Consider the following 19,157-nt stretch of genomic DNA (forward strand, 5'->3'; position numbering starts at 1 on the left):
GAGAGAAAGGTTAAAACACTCTAAAAACAAGTGTACCTTAAAGAAAAAGAAAAATCGAGAAAGACGGCCGATTCACAAGCAAAGTAGTGTTAGGGAGTGATTCAATCAAAATCAATTTACCCTTCATTTTCTGGCTGCATCATCGGAATAGAAATGCGAAATTCTGTTCCTTCTCCCATCGCCGAATGACAAGAAATCTGACCGTTATGCTTTTTAACGATAATTTCATAACTAATCGCTAAACCCAAACCCGTTCCTTTTCCGACTGGTTTGGTGGTAAAAAACGGATCGAAAATGCGCGATCGGGTTTTTTCATCCATTCCCGAACCATTATCTTTAATGCGAATTAACACATTAGTAGGATCTCCATCCTCTGTCGATTCCACTTCCGTGATAATAGTCAAACAATGGGGAGCAGGAATATCAACCAGAGAATCAATACCGTTGCTGATAATGTTCATAAAAACTTGATTTAATTGTCCGGCATAACATTTCACGGGAGGTAAATCTGCATATTCTTTCTGAATTTGAACTTCAGGGCGACTTCCTTTTGCTTTTAAACGATGTTGCAAAATTAGTAGCGTATTATCAATTCCTTCGTGAATATCAACTGCTTTCATTTCGGCTTGATCTAACCGAGAAAAATTCTTTAAAGAAAGAACAATTTTGCGAATGCGTTCTGCCCCAATTTGCATAGATGACAGGGTTTTGGGTAAATCTTCGATAATAAAACCCAAGTCTATTTCTTCGGAGAATTCACCAATATCCTCGCTGGGGTGAGGATATTGCTTTTGATAAAGTTTGAGTAATTCCAGTACATCGCCAACGTACTCGCTGGTATAGCTGAGATTCCCAGAAATAAAGTTAACCGGGTTATTGATTTCGTGGGCAATTCCTGCGATCATCTGTCCTAAGCTGGACATTTTTTCGGTTTGAATTAATTGGGTTTGAGTGTGTTTCAGTTCTGCAAGGGTTAGTTCGAGTTCTCGTGCTTGGGTTTGAGCCGCTAACGCCGTGGCGCGGGTTTGAGCGAATAGTTCGGCTTGATCGATCGCCAAGGCTAATTGATCCACAACACCCCGGAGAAGTTCCACCTCGGAATCACTCCAATGATGGGGGGCTTGTTCTTGAGAACAGGCGATCGCGCCGAGATGACCGGAACGAGTTTTGAGAGGAATTAAAAGCAGGGATTTAATGTTCATCCCTTTGAGTAAGGTTGTCAGTTCTTCTACTTCTCGGGGAGGAAGATGAGGAAGGTGCGGGTGTGCTAAATCTTCAATGCGAATGGTTTTTAACTGCTCTATTTTTCGCGCTAAAAAGGTGAGGCGATCGGGGGGACAAGTGCGAATTCCTTGAATTGTGCGGGTTTCAATTTCTGCTTCGTGACTAACGCTCAAACTGGGAGAATTTTTAACATCTCCCCAACACCAGAGATAACTGCAACAGTCTACGTTCAAAAGAGTGCGGATTTCGTGAACTGCGGTTTGAAGGATCGTATCTAAATCGAGGGAATTGCGGATTTGATTGGCGAGGCGAAAGAGTAGGGCTTCTCGGCGTGAGGCAAGGGCGCTTCTGGCTTGACAGCGATCGATGTCGAGGGCTAAATTATCGGCGAGGGTGGCAAATCCTTCCCGTAAGGATTTACTGAAGGAGCGATCGCTCCAAGCAGCCAGAACGCCGATTAATTGGTCTTCAAGGACTAAGGGATAGCCGATAAAATGCAATTTTGCATTCCCTGGGGAACGTTGGGCATCTAAATTACAAAAGAGCGGATCGTTATGAAAGTCTCCCAGTTTGTGCTGGATTTTACCCATGGTATCCCCGAAGGGAGGAAAAACTAGATCGTAGATGGGTTGCTTGGTTTTGGCGATCGCGCCAATAATTGAGCCGTTTAAGGAGAGTTCTGGCTGACTGAGCAATTCGGAATTGAGAATGGCGGGGGGAATATTGGCGTTTGTTCTCGAACCCTGAAGCTCGAGGCAATCGCGTTGCTCGTTGTAGAGCCAAATTGCAGCGATGGCAATATCGAGATTTTCGGCGATCGCGTCGGTACAATATTGCAGGCTTTCGGGGATAGAATGATTGCGAACTAAAAAGCGACTAATTTGTGCTTCTAAGCGAGCCAAGCGGGATTGCTCCAATAAGTCAGTTTCGATTTTTTTCCGTTCAGTGATGTTTCGCAAGCAAACTGAAACTCCGTCCTGGTGAGGAGCAAGGTGAGCCTCAACCCACATTTTGCCGATGGGGAAAAAGGCTTCAAAATGGGCGGAAATCTGTTCCTCTACGGCGCGCCGATATTCCTGCTCGAAAATCGAACCCCTTAGATCTGGAAATTCCTCCCAGATACAGCGATCGAGCAGAAATTTCCTACTTTTCCCCAATAATTTTTCTGCTACTGAATTAAGGGAGATAAATCTCCATTTTCGATCCAGTACAAAAAAGGCATCGGTAATACTTTCTAAAATTTGAACGTTCATGAAACTCACAACCATCTCACAAAAACTCCTGAAAAATCGAGTTTAAATATTATTTGTTGCCTCTAGAAGCCTGTTTTGTTGCTGGAATTGCTGCAAAACAGGCTGTTCGAGATCGATTTGAAATCAAACTTTTCTTCTTTATTTTTTATTTCTCCGAAGATTAAGTTATGTTTTTAATTGCTAATTTTGCTAAACAAAACGAAACAATCATTTTTTTTATGAAAAACATCTTATCACAAAGATTTTGAAAAACACGTAGCCAATCAGGAATTCAGACAAGCCGATCGATATCTCCAATTTCATTATGCGCCATCAGCGTGCAATTTGGTATCATAAAACAAAAAATTAACCATTTTTCTTAAGAAAGATTTTTGATTTTGTCTCCGGAAATCCGCGATCCCCCTATACAAGTCCTCTAATGGCAAAGGAAATCCTCAATTTCCAAATATTAAAGACCCTTTTTTTTTCTGCGTCTTCGTTTTCACAATTCCTGATTGCGATCCTTATGTAAAAATAAGTAAAGGTTGATACCCCCCAAAAAAATACTATTCTTGTACCCTATTTAAGAACATATTTGTTCCGAAGCGATCGGGAAGAATAAAATTACACACGAGCCAGCAAGTAATTTCTAAAAATGTCTGTAACTGCACCTCAAGCGTTCACGATTTTAGCGGTCGATGATAGTCCCATCGTGCGAGAATCCATCAAACAGGCTTTGCATCAGCAGTATAGTGTTATTGTTGCCGACAATGCTGTTGATGCGTTATCGGCGATTTATCATCAAAATATCGATTTGTTACTCCTAGATGTCACTATGCCTGGGGTTGATGGCTTAGAGTTATGTCGAACCGTCCGCAGTTTGCCACAATTTGGAAAATTACCGATTATCATGCTGACAGCACGAGATGGAGCATTTGATAAGGTGCAGGGACGTTTGGCAGGAGCAACAGAGTATCTCACAAAACCTTTCGATCGCGAAAAGTTACTAGAGGTTATTCAAAGATTAATCTCTGTCAGTTAATGAAAGACGAGGGATTCAGACGGCGAGTTGCTTACTTTTCTCCTTCTTCTCGAGTTCGCACCCAAGGAAATGAATAATGGGGAAAGCATAACAGAAGAGGATTGATAATTAAGAATCAATGATTGATAATTGATCGTTGATAATCGATCGTTGATAATTAATATGGCAGATTGGCAACAGGTAGACGGCGGAGTAACAGCCCCCAAAGGATATACCGCAGCAGGGATTACCGCCGGGTTAAAACCTTCTGGGGCAAAGGATTTAGCACTGATCGTCTCGGAAACAGAAGCGATCGCAGCCGGAGTTTTTACACAATCTGTTGTCCGGGCGGCTTGTGTGGACTATTGCCGTAAAGTATTACAAAAGAAGGCCGTTGCGCGGGCGATTCTCTGTAATGCGGGACAGGCTAATGCTGCCACGGGGGAACAGGGTTTGCAGGATGCCCTTGAAACCGCCCGCTTAATTGGCGAGAATTTAAACATTGACCCCAATAGTGTTTTGTTAGCTTCCACGGGGGTGATCGGCCAGCGCATGAAAATGGAAGCATTTCGCACGGGAATTCCTAAGTTAGTAGCGGCGCTATCTCCCACAGGTGGAGAGGATACGGCTAAGGCGATCGTGACTACGGATTTAGTGACTAAATCTATTGCTTTAGAAACGACTTTTGGCGATCGCCCCGTGCGGATCGGCGGTATTTCCAAGGGATCGGGGATGATTCACCCCAACATGGCCACCATGCTGGCTTTTGTGACTTGCGATGCCTTGGTTTCCTCTGAACTTTGGCAGCAAATGCTCCGTCGCGCCGCCGATAAGAGTTTTAATCAAATTACTGTCGATGGAGACAGCAGCACCAACGATACCTTGCTTGCCCTCACTAACGGTCAATCTCGTACTCCAGCGATTCGGGAAATGGGACCCGATGCGGAAAAACTCGAAGCAATGCTCACAGAAGTCTGTCAGTATTTAGCCAAGGCGATCGCCAGAGATGGAGAAGGTGCGACTTGTTTAATCGAAGTCCAAGTTTCCGGTGCGCCTAATGATGCCGATGCGCGACAAGTGGCTAAAACCGTTGCTGGCTCATCTTTAGTCAAATCGGCAATCTTTGGCCGAGATCCCAACTGGGGACGCATTGCTGGGGCAGCAGGACGGGCGGGGGTCAATTTCGATCAAGATCGCCTCACGATTAAATTAGGGGAGTTTCTGCTCATGGAAGAGGGGCAACCGTTGCCTTTTGACCGACAAGGTGCCAGCAATTATATGAAAGAAATTGCCGCAAAATCTTCGGGGACAACGGAAACGGGGAAATTAATTCAACATTTGGACAATCCCTTAATTATTGCCGTAAATTTGGGCATGGGTTCGGGAATTGGCAAGGCTTGGGGCTGCGATCTCAGTTACGATTACGTCAAGATTAATGCCGAATATACAACTTAGTTAGTCCTATTTTTCGATAAAATTTCGATAAAATTAGGACTTATGCAGCTAGAGAGCGAGACGCTCCCACTACTGTATTCTATCGTTATGGTAGTGCGGGCATCCTGCCCGCTAATGCGTAAGTCCTAAAAATACCAAAAATCAATTCAACACTACAATCTTGTCAAATTAATCCTATGCCTCTTTCTCAGGCTAAACCTGCCTTCCTTGTCCTTGCTGATGGCACCATCTATCAGGGCTTTGCTTTTGGTGCATCCGGCACCGCAATGGGCGAAGTTGTCTTTAATACAGGCATGAGCGGTTATCAAGAAGTTTTAACCGACCCTAGCTATTGCGGTCAACTCATTGTTTTTACTTATCCTGAATTGGGAAATACTGGGGTTAACCCAGAGGATGAGGAATCCGATCGCCCGCAAATCAAAGCCGCGATCGCCCGCAATATCTGTCATCGTCCCAGCAATTGGCGATCGGTTCAATCTCTACCGGACTATCTCAAACAGCACGGTATTCCAGGCATTTATGGTATTGATACCCGCGCTTTAACCCGTAAAATTCGTTCCACGGGGGCAATGAATGGCATCCTTTCTACAGAAATTCTCAATACAGAGGAACTCCTGCGTCAAGTTCAATCTGCCCCCAGTATGGCAGGTTTGAATTTAGTGAAGGAAGTCACCGCAAAAGCGCCCTACGAATGGAGTGAAATCACGCCAGAGGCTTGGGAATTTGCCGCCAGTGCAGAAGATACCGCAGCACAACCCCTAAAAGTCGTGGCTGTTGATTTTGGGGTTAAACGCAATATTCTCAAGCGACTCGCGAGTTATGGCTGTCAAGTGACGGTCATTCCCGCGAGTACACCTCCCAAGGAAATTCTAGCCCTCGATCCCGATGGTATTTTTCTTTCCAATGGTCCTGGAGACCCTTCTGCGGTACAAGAGGGCATTGCTACGGTTAAAGTCTTGCAGGAAAGTCAGAAACCCATATTTGGGATTTGTATGGGACACCAAATTCTCGGTTTATCTCTGGGGGCAGAAACCTTTAAACTCAAATTCGGTCATCGTGGTTTAAATCAACCCTGCGGTTTGGATCGACAGGTGGAAATTACCAGCCAGAATCACGGTTTTGCGGTAACAGCAGAATCTTTGGGAGATGATGTTGAAATTACGCATTTTAATCTCAATGACAAAACTGTAGCGGGTTTGCGCCATAAAACTTTACCTTTTTTCTCGGTACAGTATCACCCGGAAGCCAGTCCAGGTCCCCACGATGCGGATTACTTGTTTAAGCAATTTGTACAACTAATGCGGGACCATAAGAAGTAACGCGATCGCCCCTACACTTCATCGAGAGAGTCAAACAGTAGGGGCTTTTTCCCATTTCATTATTCATAATTCTGCTAAAATCCCCCCCAAAATGGACAATAATAGCTATACTGGACGGTTGAATTCCTACCCTACAGTGAAGTGAGGAGGCCGCTATTCCAGAGCAACTGAATCTAACCGTGAGCTTAAGAGGCACGCGGGAAATTAAGAAAAACTATCAAATTTTCCGACTAACGGGATTACTCGATGCTTTTTCGGAACCCGCCTTCCGGAAAGTTCTTGGCAACCATATTGAAGAAGGACCCCATAATATCATTTTAGTTTTATCCCAAATTGATTTTGTGGATAGTTCTGGTTTGGGTGCTTTAGTCCAATTGGTCAAAAAATCGCAAACGGCGGGTGGAAGTTTGCAGATTGTTACTAATGCCCGAGTTACGCAGACGGTTAAACTCGTGCGTTTGGAGAAGTTTCTTTCACTCCAAGAGAGTTTAGATGCTGCTATTGCCAATGTGGAAAACCCGAAGAAAGAAGGATAATCGGGACTTCTAATTCAGGGAGTCCCCTTTCTGGCGATCGCATTATTGTTGGGAGTAAGTCGAACTTTTGGAAGATCCACCCGCAGATGATTTAAGCAAATCTCAATCGATTCGAGACTGGAAGGGCGATCGCCTACAGTCAATGGCTGACTGTGTTGATTTTCCCTTTCAGATCGAACGTTTATCTCCGGCGGCTTTAGCTTATTTGGGAGACTCGGTTTACGAGCTTTACGTGAGAACTTATTTTTTGCTGCCACCTCGACGGATTTCAGATTATCACGATCGCGTTGTGGCAATTGTTCGCGCTGAGGGTCAGGCTGAACAATTGCGATCGCTTCTCCCTCATTTAACAGAATCAGAAAAAGAGATATTACGTCAGGGACGCAATGCTGTGAATCGCAAGCCCCAACGTCTTGATGCAGAGATTTATCAACAAGCGACGAGTTGGGAAACTTTGATTGGTTATTTATATCTCACAAATATTCAGCGATTGCACGAGTTATTTTCTCTCCTCAAATTTGAGTAAAAGTTTTGTCAACAAGTGCATAGATAGGATATTTTCCTGCCAAGATTTGAAGAGAAAGCAAACGGTTCTCTTCAAATCTTGAATAGTTTATATGTTCTTATGTAAAGTTTTGTAAACAACTGCATAAACAGAATCTTCTGCTTCCAAGACCTTAATAGAAAGAATTGCTTTCTCCTGGCAAGGTTGAAGAGTTCAGATGTTCTTTTATAAAGTTCTGTAAACAACTGCATAAAATAGCATCTTCTCCTCCCAAGAACTAAATAGAACGTTAATACGTTTTTTGAAACTGTCAGATTGAGTTGTTCCCGAACAATCTAAAGAAAATCTAAAATTTCCTGAAACATAGGAAAGAAACAAGAAGGTGTTCATGGACACTCTTAAATTGATTGGTGTCAAGTAGGTGCATAAAACATATCTCGCATTGTTTAAAACAAAGGTTCTATATTTGAGGAGGTGAGAATAATGGGAGTGATTTACATTGGCGATCGCGAAACAGGGAAAACCTCTCTGGCCATGGAACTCGCAAACCCAAACAGTCACTATGTTAAAGTCACTCATCCAGATTATGAAAATCTCAAAGTGATGCTTTATGATGACGCTGAAGGTCGCACTAAAGCAACAGACGCAAGCCAAGCACTTTACGATCGCGCTTTAGAAATTCAAGTCGAATTGCCAACAGGGAAAAAAGAGATTTTATTAGAGTGGCTTGATACCCCCGGTGAAATCTGGCGAACCCGATGGCAGCAGGCAGATGAGAATCAACCTGAATGGCAAAAATTTCTCGGTAGCATAGTTGACAGCGAGGGGATTCTTTTAGTTGTTCCTCCCTATCGAGAGATTATCTCGGGGGCAAATCGCGAAGACTATATTACCCAACAACAATGGTGCAATCGCTTTGAAAGATGGGTTAAATTTTTCCGGCAAGATTGTCCTAAAGTTCGCCATCTCGTTCTTTGTTTGAATAAAGCCGATCTTTTTTGTGATGTGAATAAAGAAGCATCTCGTTTGGAGTATAGTCCCAATCGTTCTCCGATGACATGGCAAAAACGAAATGCTTATGTGATGCAGCGCTATTTCCGACCGATTCAGACTCAAATTGAACATCTAAATAAGAATATTTCTGGATTGGCAATTCGCTGTTTTATTACCAGTATTCATAATCGCAAACTACTCGAACTGCCCTGGATTTATCTGGGAAGTTTTTTAGCTGATTAAAAGGAGAAAATTATGGGAAATATTTGCGTTATTGGTCCGCGTGCTTCGGGTAAAACAACCTACTTGGCTGCTTTGGCTTATAAGCGAATGACCATCGGCAAATCTAAGCAATTTAATATTATTCCCTTGAATGATGATTCGCGGGAAATTGCTGAAAAAGCAGAAAATATTATCTGTCAAGGGGAATCTTTTGAACCAACGCGAGTTGAGTCCGTAGATACTTTGCCTGATTATTCCTTCAAAATTGCCGTTAAAAAATTTCCCCGTATTAAAGAAGAATCCTTTCAATTAGTGTTTAAGGATTATCCTGGGGAAGTCTTCGAGAAAATCGCTGAATCTGATGCAGGTGATGCCATTCAAGAGGAATTTATCGAAGAGTGTTTTCGCAAAGATGTTGAAGGCTGTTTAATCCTTTTTTCCGACTGGATTAAAGGAACAGATAACCATTACAACCGCATTATCAACCGCTTTTTAGAATTAATGGATTCTCACGATCGCGCCAAAGATTTGCGACTGGCTGTAGCTATGAGTAAGTGCGAACGAGGGGAACTGTGGTCGGGACGACTCGATCCCGAAACCGACCTGTTTAATCGGCATTTACCCATGACAACAGCAACATTACGAGAAAAAGTAACTCCGAAAAATATTCGCTTTTATGCCATTTCCACCTTTGGGGTATTGCGACGCAACGACCCTCGACCCAATCGCATCGACGAACAAGGAAAATCCGGTCAAGCCTCGGTATTACGGGAGGTGCCGCGATGGCAACCTTACAACATAATTGCTCCTCTCTATTGGCTCAATAAAGGATAAAAGTGATGATTTTAGATTGGTTGAAGAACAGAAAAGACAAAAATGAGAATGCGCCGACTCTTTTTGATGCCAATGCTACTTTGCGGGTCATTGGCGATCGCGCTTCGGGTAAAACGGCTTATATGGCTTCTCTGGCCTACTGGCCGAATGCTGATTCAAACAGTCCGGTGCAGGATATCTCCCCTGTGAATGATGACGCGCAGGAATTGATTAATCAAGCGAGGAATATTTTAGAACAAGGTCTGGAATTGCCTCCAACTGACCTCAATGCCAGTGCTGAGGATGTCAAAGACTATCTCCTCAGTATTGCTGTGAAAAATCAAATGTCCCTCACTTCTGCTAAAGCGGCATTATTTCCCAAAATTCTCAAATTGACCATTGGCTGTAAAGACTATGCTGGGGAGTTTTTTGCCGATTTAGTTCACAAAAGTAAAGATGCCAAATTGCAAAGTTACCTCGAAGATTGTCGAGAAGCAACGGGGTTAATGTTTTTGGTAGATGGAACTGCACCGCGCAAGGATATGGATTATGCGAGGGGGTTAGATAAGTTTCTGGGGGCGTTAGATGCCGTGGATGGGGGGGGAAAGATGAAGCGCATCGCTTTAGTTGTGACTAAGTGCGAAATTGAGCAGTTATGGGTTAATCGTCACGATCCGAGGAAAATTGCCGAGGCACGTTTTCCTCAAACTTGTCACAAGTTAGCCGGTTGGGGGAGTTTGGGGTCTGGGACGGTGGAATATTTCACCACTTCTGCTTTTGGGGTATTGGGTCGGGAGTTTCCCCAGCCTAACTCAAAGAAGTTAACCCGCGATCGCCAAGGGACGACTTCAGTGATTAAAGACCCGAAGCGATGGCGGCCTTTTGGTTTAGTTGCGCCGATTTACTGGCTTTGTACCGGCGATCGCTATCGGGAGTTGGAACGGGGATAATTCAATATTCACAATTTACAGTTCAAAAATGAGGGCAATGCTACAAATTCACGAATTTAGTACAGGAATTCAGGTCGAAGGAACACCGGATGGAGGATGGGTGTCGAAGGGCTTTACGGGAGATTATATGAATCGAACTCTCCCAACGATTCCTTCTGGGGTGCGGGATGCCATTACCAATCGCGAGTTTGCGGTGGCGGAGGGTGCCTACGGTAGCGATCCGGCGATTATCGGGCGGGAAGTCTCTGGGTATGGGGAAGAATGGTCGGTTGTGGCGGTGGTCACAAAAGGGAAGGACGATCGCGGTCGCAGCGCTTCTATGTATCGTTATTTTCTCTCACAAGGACGAGGCAAATTGGAGATAATTTTGGCTTGGATGAATGGGGAGAAACAGCAGGGACGCGGGATTGTTTTCGATCCTTTCAATTCTAAGCGGGAGGGACAGCCTAATCTCTATCAAGCTAAAAGCCGGACGGGGTTTCAGTTGCGGGAGGATTTGCGGGGGTTAATGTCGGGATCGGCACCGGCGATCGTGCCTTGTCAACAACCTTGTGCGCCTTTAAGTCTCAATGAGATGGCGAAACAAATGGCGCATCGTAATGGAGGGGCGATCGCCTGGGCATTTAAGGTAGAGGCGTTGGAACAACCGAGAATGTTCCAAGCAATTCAACCGGGAAGCGATCGCGCTGAGGAGTTATTACGCCGTACTTTGGCTTCACAACCGCGTTTGACGACTCCTATCGCGGGGGAACAGGCGATTAAAAATGCGGTGAAGGGGTTGATGCGGAAGGTGAAACCGGAGAGTTTGCTTGCCCTTGATAATGCTTTAAGTAATCCGGCGATCGATGAGGGGTTTTGGCGAGAGATTTTTGACGGACAGGGGGCAAGTAAGGCAATCTCTCAGGGCTTGTATAGCGACCAAATGGTGCGTTTACTGACCTTGCGGGGGGCGATTTTACCTCAGACTTTGCCGGAGTTTGTCGGCTGGATGGGGTCGCGATCGGGCAAGCAGGATGAACATTGGACTATTTGTGCTGAGTTTCAAAGTGAGATTTTGCGTGAGTCCAATCAACTCTTGCAATTGAATAGTTTCAGGGAGCAGGTTTTGGCGGGGGCGCGATCGCTCATTCCTCGGGTCATTAATAAGCCAGAATTAGTTTCGTATGTTGCTTGGTTTTTGCATCCAAATCATGGGATTTGGGGATATTGGTACAGACAGCAAGTGCGAGAGGAAATTAACAATGACTTAAGTTTAATGAATCGTTTTGTCAGACAAAGAAACACTAATTTAGATTTTCAAACGACTGAGAATCTAAACTGGAAAAAGCTATTAGAAGATATTGCTATATTTTGGCAAGGTCATCCTCGCCCTCGCAAACAATTTGAGTCTTTAGCTGACTTGTTTTCTCAAATTGGGACGTTAGAGATGTCAGCATTATTTCATCATATTAGTTTTGGTGAAGTACCGGGAAATATTTTCGATCAACTCTGTCCTACTCATTGGGATTATGCTATTTATGGTATCAAAGTAAAACGGCAAGTTACTCCCATTGAATCTTTAGCTTATTTCTTATTAGACATAGGAGCAATTGACATGAAAATGATGTTTGTTTTGCCTTTACTAGCGATTAGTTTAACTGGTGGAGTCTTGTTGGGTAATACTGTCTTGGACTTAGAAGAAAAACCAGATTCAACTCAATCAAGTCAAAATTCAGGAACTGAGGATTCTTCTTCAACTCCTTCTCCGACACCACATGAGTCTCCTTCTGTTTCAACAGATCCCGCTTCAACTCCTACACCAAATGGCAAAGACTCTGCGGATAGTCCAACGCAATTTAAAAAGACTCATGAAGCTATTCAAAAGATAGCTAAAGAACTTGCAAGTGCTTCTAACGGCACGCATTCTGTAGAAAATATTCAACAAGAAATCATAAAAATTTTTGGGCTTGTTTCATTAGAACATCTGAGTTTAAAAAGTCTAGATCCTCCCGATCCTCATGTGGCAAAACAATGGGTCAATGCTATTAAAGACTATCAACAAATAAAAACACTTAAAGTTGATGGAGTAATTAATGTAGATAAAGGAACTAGCAATATGCTGAAATGCGATGTTGCTAAGTCTCTTGGGATTCAATTACCTGATGAAACTAAAACTTGTTCTCAACAAGTTCAAACTACTCCAAACAACCAAAATAATAATTCACAAAATCCTCCCGGAGGCGAAGGTTAAGTCAATGCGAATCTATCTTTATATCCTAGCCGGAATAACCTCAGCCTTAATTGGTTGGAACATCGGTCAACTGTTCCTTACCGATATAGGAATATTTAAAACCGTTCCAGAAGTCGTTCTTTTTCCTTGTATTGCCATTTCTCTCGCGGTGGGAATGGTACTCAATGAAATTTTTGTCAGCAGTCCTACTCGTCCTAAATTATGCTTTCGTAAAGCTAAAATTCCTCTACTCATTGCTTTAGGGTTGGGACTTGTAGCGGGACTGGTTTCTGGAGGTATTTCTCAAATTCTTTTTCATCCTGCTATTCGCGTTCCAACTCCCATAGTTCGCTCTTTAGGATGGCTATTTATCGGCAGTTCTGTTGGCGTTGCAGAGGGGTTAACATGGCGCTGGCAAACCATTGAAGCAGGAGATAAAAAACGTTTTCATAAGCGTCTCAAACTCAGTATTTTTGCTGCTAGTAGTGCCAGTTTAGCTGCCGCAATTCTCTTTGAATTAATTCGTATTCCCCTCGGAGAAATGCCCAAGGAATTTAGAGGTGCAGAAGACCCGATTGGCTTTTTAATTCTCGGACTGCTGTTGGGATTAGCCTTTAGTATTTCTAATTCTCCCAGTTATATGGCTGCTCTCAGAGCTGGTACTGGATTTGAATACAAAGGAGACATTTATGATAATATCGATCCTTATGCCACAGTGGAAAGCAAACTCTATCCTCAGATTGAAAAACCTCTGCTTAAATTTGTCAGTAACAGCGAGACAGATTGGATTGAAGAAGGGCTTTCGATTCAACTCCCAGAAAGCGGAAAACTTAGAATTGGTTCCTCTCCTAAAGCCAATATTCGTATTCCCGATCTTCCTCTTCATGCTGCTGATATTGACCTACACAGTCGGGAAGCAATTCTAACACCCAATCCTCGCTTTTTTTACACCATTGAAGTCAATGGCGATCGCCTATCTTCCAAGACTCCCATTTATTTAAAGCACAATTATGTCCTTACTTTTAGCGCTAAAACCGATGAATTTGACAATGAAGCACCGATTTACCGATTTGTTTACTATAACCGCTTCCTCGATCCGCAGGCTTAAGTTACTCTCGTTTCTTGGTTCTGTTTTAGGCTCTTTATTTCTCCTTGCGGTTTTTATGACTCCGAGTTGGGGACAAGCGCAGGAAGCAGAAATTGTTGGCACTCCCGAAACAGAGGAAGATCGCGTAACTTTGCGGGTTAAAGTGAAGCGAGCGGATGGCAGACCTATTATTACCTTAGATGAGCGAGATTTTGCTTTGGAGGTAGATGGAGAAGCGGTGGAAATTGAGGAATGGGAGAGTGCAGAAGATGCGACTCCTCCTCCTGCTTGGGTCATCGTTTTACTGGATTTTAGCGGCAGTATGAAGGGAAAGGATAGTCGGGGTAAAACCAAGTATGAAGGGGCAATTAACGCCATTAAAGCCTTTATCGATCGCTCTGCGGAAAGTGGTGGAGATATTCAGATGGCGATCGTGCCGTTTGGGGAACCGGGGGATAGTTGTCCGGTGGATAAAATTCCACCTGTTAATAGTAAGACTTTAGATCGCTTTTTTCCGGCGGGAGACTTTAAGTTACAGAACTATTTGGAGACTTTAGGGAAACGCACTCCTTGTGCCTCTACAAATCTCTATGAACCTCTCAACCGCACTGTTCGTTTTTTAGCCAATAAAAAAGATACTCGTTTTCATCCTTCTGAAGAGTCTAAGATTACTCAACCTCGTCTTTCTGTCATTCTTCTTTCTGATGGCTATCACAACAAAGCGGAGACGGAACAAGAGGATTTTGAAACCCTACAATATCTACTGGAAAAAAATGAAGATATTGTGGTGCATACTTTGGGTTATGGGTTGACTCCAGAACAGTTAGGCAAACAGTATGGTTTAGGAAGATCTGCAACGCGAAAAGATTTGGGAGAAGGAAATGGAAAGGTTCCTTTTGAGGAATTTGTAGACAAGGATCGCTTGGCAGAAATTGCCGATATGACGGGAGGAGTGGCTGAGTTTTCTGGGGAGGAAGAATCGGTTGCAGAAGCGTTGCAATTGTTTTTCAACAGTTTGTTGGAATATCAATTGGTTTACGTTACTCCCCATGCACAACGGGGATCGAAACATGAGGTAAAGGCGATCGTAGAAAACAAGGTAGAGTCTCCTCTTTCTGGATATGCGATCGCGGTTTTTGGTCGTTCTTTACCTGCACAAGTTCGCTTGGCCATGATGGGGACTATTTTCCTCGTTGTCGGGTTAGGAGGTGTTCTTCCTTTTTGGCTTTGGGGAAAGAAGTTAAAGGAAGACGCGGAGAGTTAAATTGGCAATTATAAAAGTAGGTAAAATTATGAATTTCGCAACTTTTACAAAGATTAAACAATATCTTCTCTTGCTGGCGATCGCCTTGCTGGGTTGGGGATGTAGCAACATGGAGGACAAGGATATTTCTTCTGTCAGCGATGAATGTCCCAAGACTCCAGAAATTGTTCTCAAATCCGAGAATGTGCAAGCGATCGATCTGAGTTCGGAAGAAATGATTATGTCTGGAAATGTCAGTCGTCGCAAACACAAAGCATATCGTTTTGAGGCCAAAGCTGGCGATCGGTTTAATTATCAGACTCAAGAGGATCTTTGTCTTTGGTTTTACAATCCTGAGAATGAACTTTTAGAAGAGACAAAGTTCGAGCAGGATGGCAATTATATCGTACAAATTTCTGTTCCTCAAGGATCGGCAACATTTGAACTCGCTATGAGTTTAACCAATGAGGAAAATGTTTCTTCTTCTATTGCCAAACAGTCGCCCAGTAGTACAACAATCTCAAATAATTCTCCACCTCAAAGTAATATTACGATTTCCAGTAATTCTCCACCACAAAATAGTTCGTCTTCGATCGCTCGAACCGATCCTAAAGAGTCCATAAAAAAATACTATTCTTATATCAATAATGAAGAGTATCCTTTGGCTTGGGAAATGCTGACTTATCTCCGGAAACAAGATAAAAAAATACACCCAGATGGTTACAATTCTTTTTATAATTGGTGGGTAACAGTCGATCGAGTCAACATAAAAGATATTATAATAATAACAGTAGATAATGATACTTCAATTGTCGATGTTGAGTATAATTATCACATGAAAAAAGGAAGCATTTCGCCGGAGTCTCTTCGTTTTACTCTAGAATGGAATGAAGAAAAAGGAGAATGGGAAATATCTACAGCTAAAGCTTTATAAATCAAACAATAGAGTTTATCAATACTAGGTAAAATAATGAAGTATCTAATCACGGGTTGCATCTTAATTTCAATTTTTGGCTGTCAATCTAGTCAAAAAATTGATGAGGAATCAAGTCAAGTAGAAGAGTGTCCTACCGAACCACAAGTTGTTTTACAAAAAGATGCTGTCGAATCCATCAATTTAACGGAAACTATGACTACTCAATCGGGAATTGCTAAAAAGAATAAATCTCTAGGATATCGCTTTGAAGCAGAAGCCAAACAAAGGTTTGACTATCAAACGGAACAAGAGATTTGTGTTTGGCTATATACACCAGATATGACGTTATTAAATAGCGGGGAATTACCCCAGGATGGTGCGTATATCGTACAAATTACCGCACCTAGCGGATCGGCAACTTTCGATCTTGCCATGGGGTTGGATGTGAAAAAATCGGCATCTCAACCATCTCCTACACCTCAACCTTCTTCTCCTCAGTCAGTTTCGTCTTCACCTTCTATTGCGATCGTTCCTGCTTCTCCTAATAATCCACCAACAATTCAGAGAACTTCTCCCACAGAATTTATTAAAAATCACTATATTTCCTTGAGTCAGCGTCAATACCAAGCAACGTGGAACAGACTTACTCCTAACTTTCAAAAGGTGGCTAAAGGCTATACGGAATATGTGAACTGGTGGCAAAAAGTGCGGGAGATTCAAATTGGGGAGATTCGCTTAATTGATATGGATGAGGGGAGTGCGATCGTGGATGCGAATTTACGCTATGTCATGCACACTGGCAAATCTTTTCCAGATTCCAATCGCAGAATTTATTTAATTTGGAATGATTCTACTGGCGATTGGTTGATTAACCAGAAAAAGCAACCGTAAAACAAACTTTAAACACTTTGATTTTTTGGAGGTCAAAAACCATGAAAGCTAATAAATTGTTACTGCTTGCATTACCATTGTTTCTTTTCGGGTGTGCTAATTTACCGAATATCAACATTTCTCTTGGAGAAAAGGAGTCACAAGCAACAAAAAACCTAATGAAAGAATCATGTCCCGAAAATCCCTCTATTACTCTAGACTCAAAAAATGTTGAATTAATTGATTTGAGTGAAGAGCCAATTACTAAATCTGGAATAGCTCATAAAAGCAAAGGGATTGCATATACATTTGATGGAGAAAAAGATCAAAAACTAGACTATGAAGCAAACAAAGATATTTGTATTTGGGTATACACTCCAGAAAATGAAATTCTCTCTAGTGGAACTCTACCAATAACAGGAAAATATACAATGCAAGTTACTGCAATTAAGGCTTCAACTACATTTGATTTAAAGATCAGTTTACAAGATTTTTCAATATCATCATCACCTACGGTTCAAGCTACATCTACAATTCCAATGTCATCACCTACGGTTCAAGTAACACCCTTATCTCAACCAGTTTTAAACCCTCCAAAAATCCAACCTACTAATGGAGTTGGTTGGATTTGGTTGGGTGCTGTTAATAATACATCAGGAACTTATTCTTATGGAGAACCTTTAATTCCCACTACAAAACAACCTGTTACCATTACACCTTCTATTGTTCCTACTCCTGACTTAATAGTGACTCTAAAAACAGGGGCAAATATACGGAGTGATGTTCCCAAGCCTCCTTATTTTAAATTAGCTCCTAAAACTTATAAACCTCTTCATGCAGGACAATCACTCAGAATTGTAAGGCTAGAAGGATTTGTAGATACAAACTCTGATACTTCATTAACTCGAATTTGGGCAGAAGTTACTTTTCCCTAGTTTAAATCAATTCATCAATTCATTAATTGAGGAAATTACTATGAACAAAAATAATTTTACATCGTTAGCTATTTTGCTGTTCTTAACAGGATGTTCATCAACATCAATTCCTATTGTAAATAGGCAATGTCCATCTCAACCTCAAGGCACTTTGGAAAGTGAAAATGTGCAAAAAGTTGAGATAGATGGCCAAGGTATTGATATCTCTGGAAAATTAAAATTTGGTCAGTATCTTGGCTATATTTTTGAAGGCAAATCAGATCGAGTTTTAAAATATGATACACCTAATGATATTTGTTTGTGGCTTTACGATCCAGAAATGAATTTACTAGAAACGTTTCAATTTAAACAAAATGGAATATACACCCTTCAAGTTTCTACCCCTCAAGGTTCTACCTCCTTTGATTTGTCTCTTAGTATTGCAGGAAAAGGAGGCGAGATAATACTTTATGAAGATGATGCTATAGCAATTGTTAATAAATGGTTAGCATCTAAGTCTAGCATTTTTTCTCCTCCTTTTGATGAATCATTAGTTTCGCAGCTAACGACAGGAGAACGCTATCAAGATATTACAAAGCCTAACGGTTCTATTGATTGGCTTCGCAGAAATAACTCTTATTATAAATATCGAGCTTCTGAAATAAAAAAAGTTATTTCATTTTCAGATTCATCACAATATCCAGAACTTAAAATAACAATTTATGAAGATTTGACTTTATATGGACCTAGAGGAATAGATTATGAAAACTCTGGTTCATCGACTCGTGATTATATCTACTATTTTGCTCTTGATAATGGAATTTGGAAAATCTATGATGCGAAACTACTTGACTAAATCATTTGAATTGTCCCCAAAAAGTAATTACTTTATGATTGCCATGAAAATCTTAAAATCTTTTTTTTCAACCATCAAACCATTTTTTAGCTATATTTTAGTCTTCTCTATAGCTATTATTTTAACAGTCTCACTAGCTTTGAATAATTTAAAATTGATTCCGGACAATTCAACAATATCTGAGTCTAGGACTTCTGATATATCCAAAAATCCTGACAATTATATTCAGTCCTCTAGTATTAATACAGAAAAGTCTATTGTGCCAAAACATTTTTTGTATTCAGAAGCACCTGAAAACCGTTTAATACTCATTAACAGTTATGCTAAAGAACCTTATCAAAGATTTGAATTTCTTCATGAAGATGCAGGAAAATCGTTAATGAAAATGATTTATTCTGCTCGAGATGAAGGTGTATGGATTGTTCCTGTTTCAGGTTTCAGGACAATCGAAAAACAAGAAAAATTATTTAATAATCAGGTTCAACGATACGGTTCACCTGAAGCAGCAGCAAGAGTTAGTGCGCCTCCCGGTTACAGCGAGCATCATACAGGCTATGCAATAGATTTAGCAGATGGTAATGTTCCAAAACAAGATATAACTCAAGAATTTGTCAATACAAAGGCTTATGAATGGTTAACTACTAATGCGAAAGAGTTTGGTTTTGAATTATCTTTTCCTCTTAATAATTCACAAGGTGTAAATTTTGAGCCTTGGCATTGGAGATTTACTGGTTCAAAAGAAGCAAAAGAGATATTTTCTCGATTTTAACTGCACATTAGAAAATCAAACTA

General features: G+C 41.7%; 17 protein-coding genes. 16 read left to right on the plus strand and 1 reads right to left on the minus strand.

Features of this window, described 5'->3' with window-relative positions; genetic code table 11:
- Positions 1-116: 116 nt before the first annotated feature.
- Entirely contained in the window at positions 117-2,477 is a 2,361-nt protein-coding gene (locus VB714_RS15875) for a GAF domain-containing protein (protein WP_323225619.1), read from the minus strand.
- A 634-nt stretch (positions 2,478-3,111) separates the two neighbouring features.
- On the opposite strand from VB714_RS15875, the gene VB714_RS15880 reads away from it, so the two are divergent.
- From VB714_RS15880 to VB714_RS15955, 16 genes are all read left to right on the plus strand, one after another.
- Positions 3,112-3,498, plus strand: a complete 387-nt coding sequence (locus VB714_RS15880; protein WP_323225620.1) for a response regulator — start codon at positions 3,112-3,114, stop codon at positions 3,496-3,498.
- A 162-nt stretch (positions 3,499-3,660) separates the two neighbouring features.
- On the plus strand, positions 3,661-4,932 hold the full coding sequence (argJ, locus tag VB714_RS15885; RefSeq protein ID WP_323225621.1) for a bifunctional ornithine acetyltransferase/N-acetylglutamate synthase: 1,272 nt from the start codon (positions 3,661-3,663) through the stop codon (positions 4,930-4,932).
- 176 nt (positions 4,933-5,108) lie between these two features.
- Positions 5,109-6,251 carry a glutamine-hydrolyzing carbamoyl-phosphate synthase small subunit gene (gene carA / locus VB714_RS15890; protein ID WP_323225622.1) on the plus strand — a complete coding sequence of 381 codons (1,143 nt, stop codon included), beginning with the start codon at positions 5,109-5,111 and terminating at the stop codon, positions 6,249-6,251.
- 179 nt (positions 6,252-6,430) lie between these two features.
- Positions 6,431-6,787 carry an STAS domain-containing protein gene (locus VB714_RS15895; RefSeq protein ID WP_323225623.1) on the plus strand — a complete coding sequence of 119 codons (357 nt, stop codon included), beginning with the start codon at positions 6,431-6,433 and terminating at the stop codon, positions 6,785-6,787.
- 142 nt (positions 6,788-6,929) lie between these two features.
- On the plus strand, positions 6,930-7,313 hold the full coding sequence (locus VB714_RS15900) for a Mini-ribonuclease 3 (protein ID WP_416309706.1): 384 nt from the start codon (positions 6,930-6,932) through the stop codon (positions 7,311-7,313).
- A gap of 462 nt (positions 7,314-7,775) precedes the next feature.
- Positions 7,776-8,528, plus strand: coding sequence for a hypothetical protein (locus VB714_RS15905; protein WP_204103123.1), 753 nt, complete (start codon positions 7,776-7,778; stop codon positions 8,526-8,528).
- Positions 8,529-8,540: 12 nt separating this feature from the next.
- The gene (locus VB714_RS15910) at positions 8,541-9,341 is read left to right on the plus strand and encodes a hypothetical protein (RefSeq protein WP_323225625.1); all 801 of its coding nucleotides are present in this window, start codon (positions 8,541-8,543) and stop codon (positions 9,339-9,341) included.
- Positions 9,342-9,346: 5 nt separating this feature from the next.
- A complete protein-coding gene (locus VB714_RS15915) occupies positions 9,347-10,270 on the plus strand; it encodes a hypothetical protein (RefSeq protein WP_323225626.1) in 924 nt (307 codons plus the stop codon).
- A 28-nt stretch (positions 10,271-10,298) separates the two neighbouring features.
- Positions 10,299-12,500: a hypothetical protein gene (locus VB714_RS15920; RefSeq protein ID WP_323225627.1), complete on the plus strand. Its 2,202-nt coding sequence runs from the start codon at positions 10,299-10,301 to the stop codon at positions 12,498-12,500.
- A 4-nt stretch (positions 12,501-12,504) separates the two neighbouring features.
- A complete protein-coding gene (locus VB714_RS15925) occupies positions 12,505-13,587 on the plus strand; it encodes a hypothetical protein (RefSeq protein WP_323225628.1) in 1,083 nt (360 codons plus the stop codon).
- A 55-nt stretch (positions 13,588-13,642) separates the two neighbouring features.
- A complete protein-coding gene (locus VB714_RS15930; protein WP_204103118.1) occupies positions 13,643-14,830 on the plus strand; it encodes a vWA domain-containing protein in 1,188 nt (395 codons plus the stop codon).
- Positions 14,831-14,858: 28 nt separating this feature from the next.
- The gene (locus VB714_RS15935; RefSeq protein ID WP_323225629.1) at positions 14,859-15,743 is read left to right on the plus strand and encodes a hypothetical protein; all 885 of its coding nucleotides are present in this window, start codon (positions 14,859-14,861) and stop codon (positions 15,741-15,743) included.
- 36 nt (positions 15,744-15,779) lie between these two features.
- Positions 15,780-16,616 carry a hypothetical protein gene (locus VB714_RS15940; RefSeq protein WP_323225630.1) on the plus strand — a complete coding sequence of 279 codons (837 nt, stop codon included), beginning with the start codon at positions 15,780-15,782 and terminating at the stop codon, positions 16,614-16,616.
- A gap of 41 nt (positions 16,617-16,657) precedes the next feature.
- Positions 16,658-17,530, plus strand: coding sequence for a hypothetical protein (locus VB714_RS15945; RefSeq protein WP_323225631.1), 873 nt, complete (start codon positions 16,658-16,660; stop codon positions 17,528-17,530).
- Between the two features lie 40 nt (positions 17,531-17,570).
- Complete coding sequence (locus VB714_RS15950; protein ID WP_323225632.1) at positions 17,571-18,365, plus strand: ARC6/PARC6 family protein; 795 nt, start codon at positions 17,571-17,573, stop codon at positions 18,363-18,365.
- A 43-nt stretch (positions 18,366-18,408) separates the two neighbouring features.
- The gene (locus VB714_RS15955) at positions 18,409-19,134 is read left to right on the plus strand and encodes a M15 family metallopeptidase (RefSeq protein WP_323225633.1); all 726 of its coding nucleotides are present in this window, start codon (positions 18,409-18,411) and stop codon (positions 19,132-19,134) included.
- Positions 19,135-19,157: the final 23 nt, after the last annotated feature.

The sequence above is a fragment of the Spirulina sp. 06S082 genome (genome assembly GCF_034932145.1).
Lineage (GTDB): Bacteria > Cyanobacteriota > Cyanobacteriia > Cyanobacteriales > Spirulinaceae > CCY15215.

What these genes read in the sequence shown, in the direction of transcription:
- VB714_RS15905 (WP_204103123.1), top strand. Translation starts at nt 7,776, where the DNA reads ATGGGAGTGATTTACATTGGCGATCGCGAAACAGGGAAAACCTCTCTG.
- VB714_RS15920 (WP_323225627.1), top strand. Translation starts at nt 10,299, where the DNA reads ATGAGGGCAATGCTACAAATTCACGAATTTAGTACAGGAATTCAGGTC.
- VB714_RS15875 (WP_323225619.1), bottom strand. Translation starts at nt 2,477, where the DNA reads ATGAACGTTCAAATTTTAGAAAGTATTACCGATGCCTTTTTTGTACTG.
- VB714_RS15945 (WP_323225631.1), top strand. Translation starts at nt 16,658, where the DNA reads ATGAAAGCTAATAAATTGTTACTGCTTGCATTACCATTGTTTCTTTTC.
- VB714_RS15935 (WP_323225629.1), top strand. Translation starts at nt 14,859, where the DNA reads ATGAATTTCGCAACTTTTACAAAGATTAAACAATATCTTCTCTTGCTG.
- VB714_RS15910 (WP_323225625.1), top strand. Translation starts at nt 8,541, where the DNA reads ATGGGAAATATTTGCGTTATTGGTCCGCGTGCTTCGGGTAAAACAACC.
- VB714_RS15930 (WP_204103118.1), top strand. Translation starts at nt 13,643, where the DNA reads ATGACTCCGAGTTGGGGACAAGCGCAGGAAGCAGAAATTGTTGGCACT.
- VB714_RS15940 (WP_323225630.1), top strand. Translation starts at nt 15,780, where the DNA reads ATGAAGTATCTAATCACGGGTTGCATCTTAATTTCAATTTTTGGCTGT.
- carA (WP_323225622.1), top strand. Translation starts at nt 5,109, where the DNA reads ATGCCTCTTTCTCAGGCTAAACCTGCCTTCCTTGTCCTTGCTGATGGC.
- VB714_RS15880 (WP_323225620.1), top strand. Translation starts at nt 3,112, where the DNA reads ATGTCTGTAACTGCACCTCAAGCGTTCACGATTTTAGCGGTCGATGAT.
- argJ (WP_323225621.1), top strand. Translation starts at nt 3,661, where the DNA reads ATGGCAGATTGGCAACAGGTAGACGGCGGAGTAACAGCCCCCAAAGGA.
- VB714_RS15955 (WP_323225633.1), top strand. Translation starts at nt 18,409, where the DNA reads ATGAAAATCTTAAAATCTTTTTTTTCAACCATCAAACCATTTTTTAGC.
- VB714_RS15925 (WP_323225628.1), top strand. Translation starts at nt 12,505, where the DNA reads ATGCGAATCTATCTTTATATCCTAGCCGGAATAACCTCAGCCTTAATT.
- VB714_RS15950 (WP_323225632.1), top strand. Translation starts at nt 17,571, where the DNA reads ATGAACAAAAATAATTTTACATCGTTAGCTATTTTGCTGTTCTTAACA.
- VB714_RS15900 (WP_416309706.1), top strand. Translation starts at nt 6,930, where the DNA reads ATGGCTGACTGTGTTGATTTTCCCTTTCAGATCGAACGTTTATCTCCG.
- VB714_RS15915 (WP_323225626.1), top strand. Translation starts at nt 9,347, where the DNA reads ATGATTTTAGATTGGTTGAAGAACAGAAAAGACAAAAATGAGAATGCG.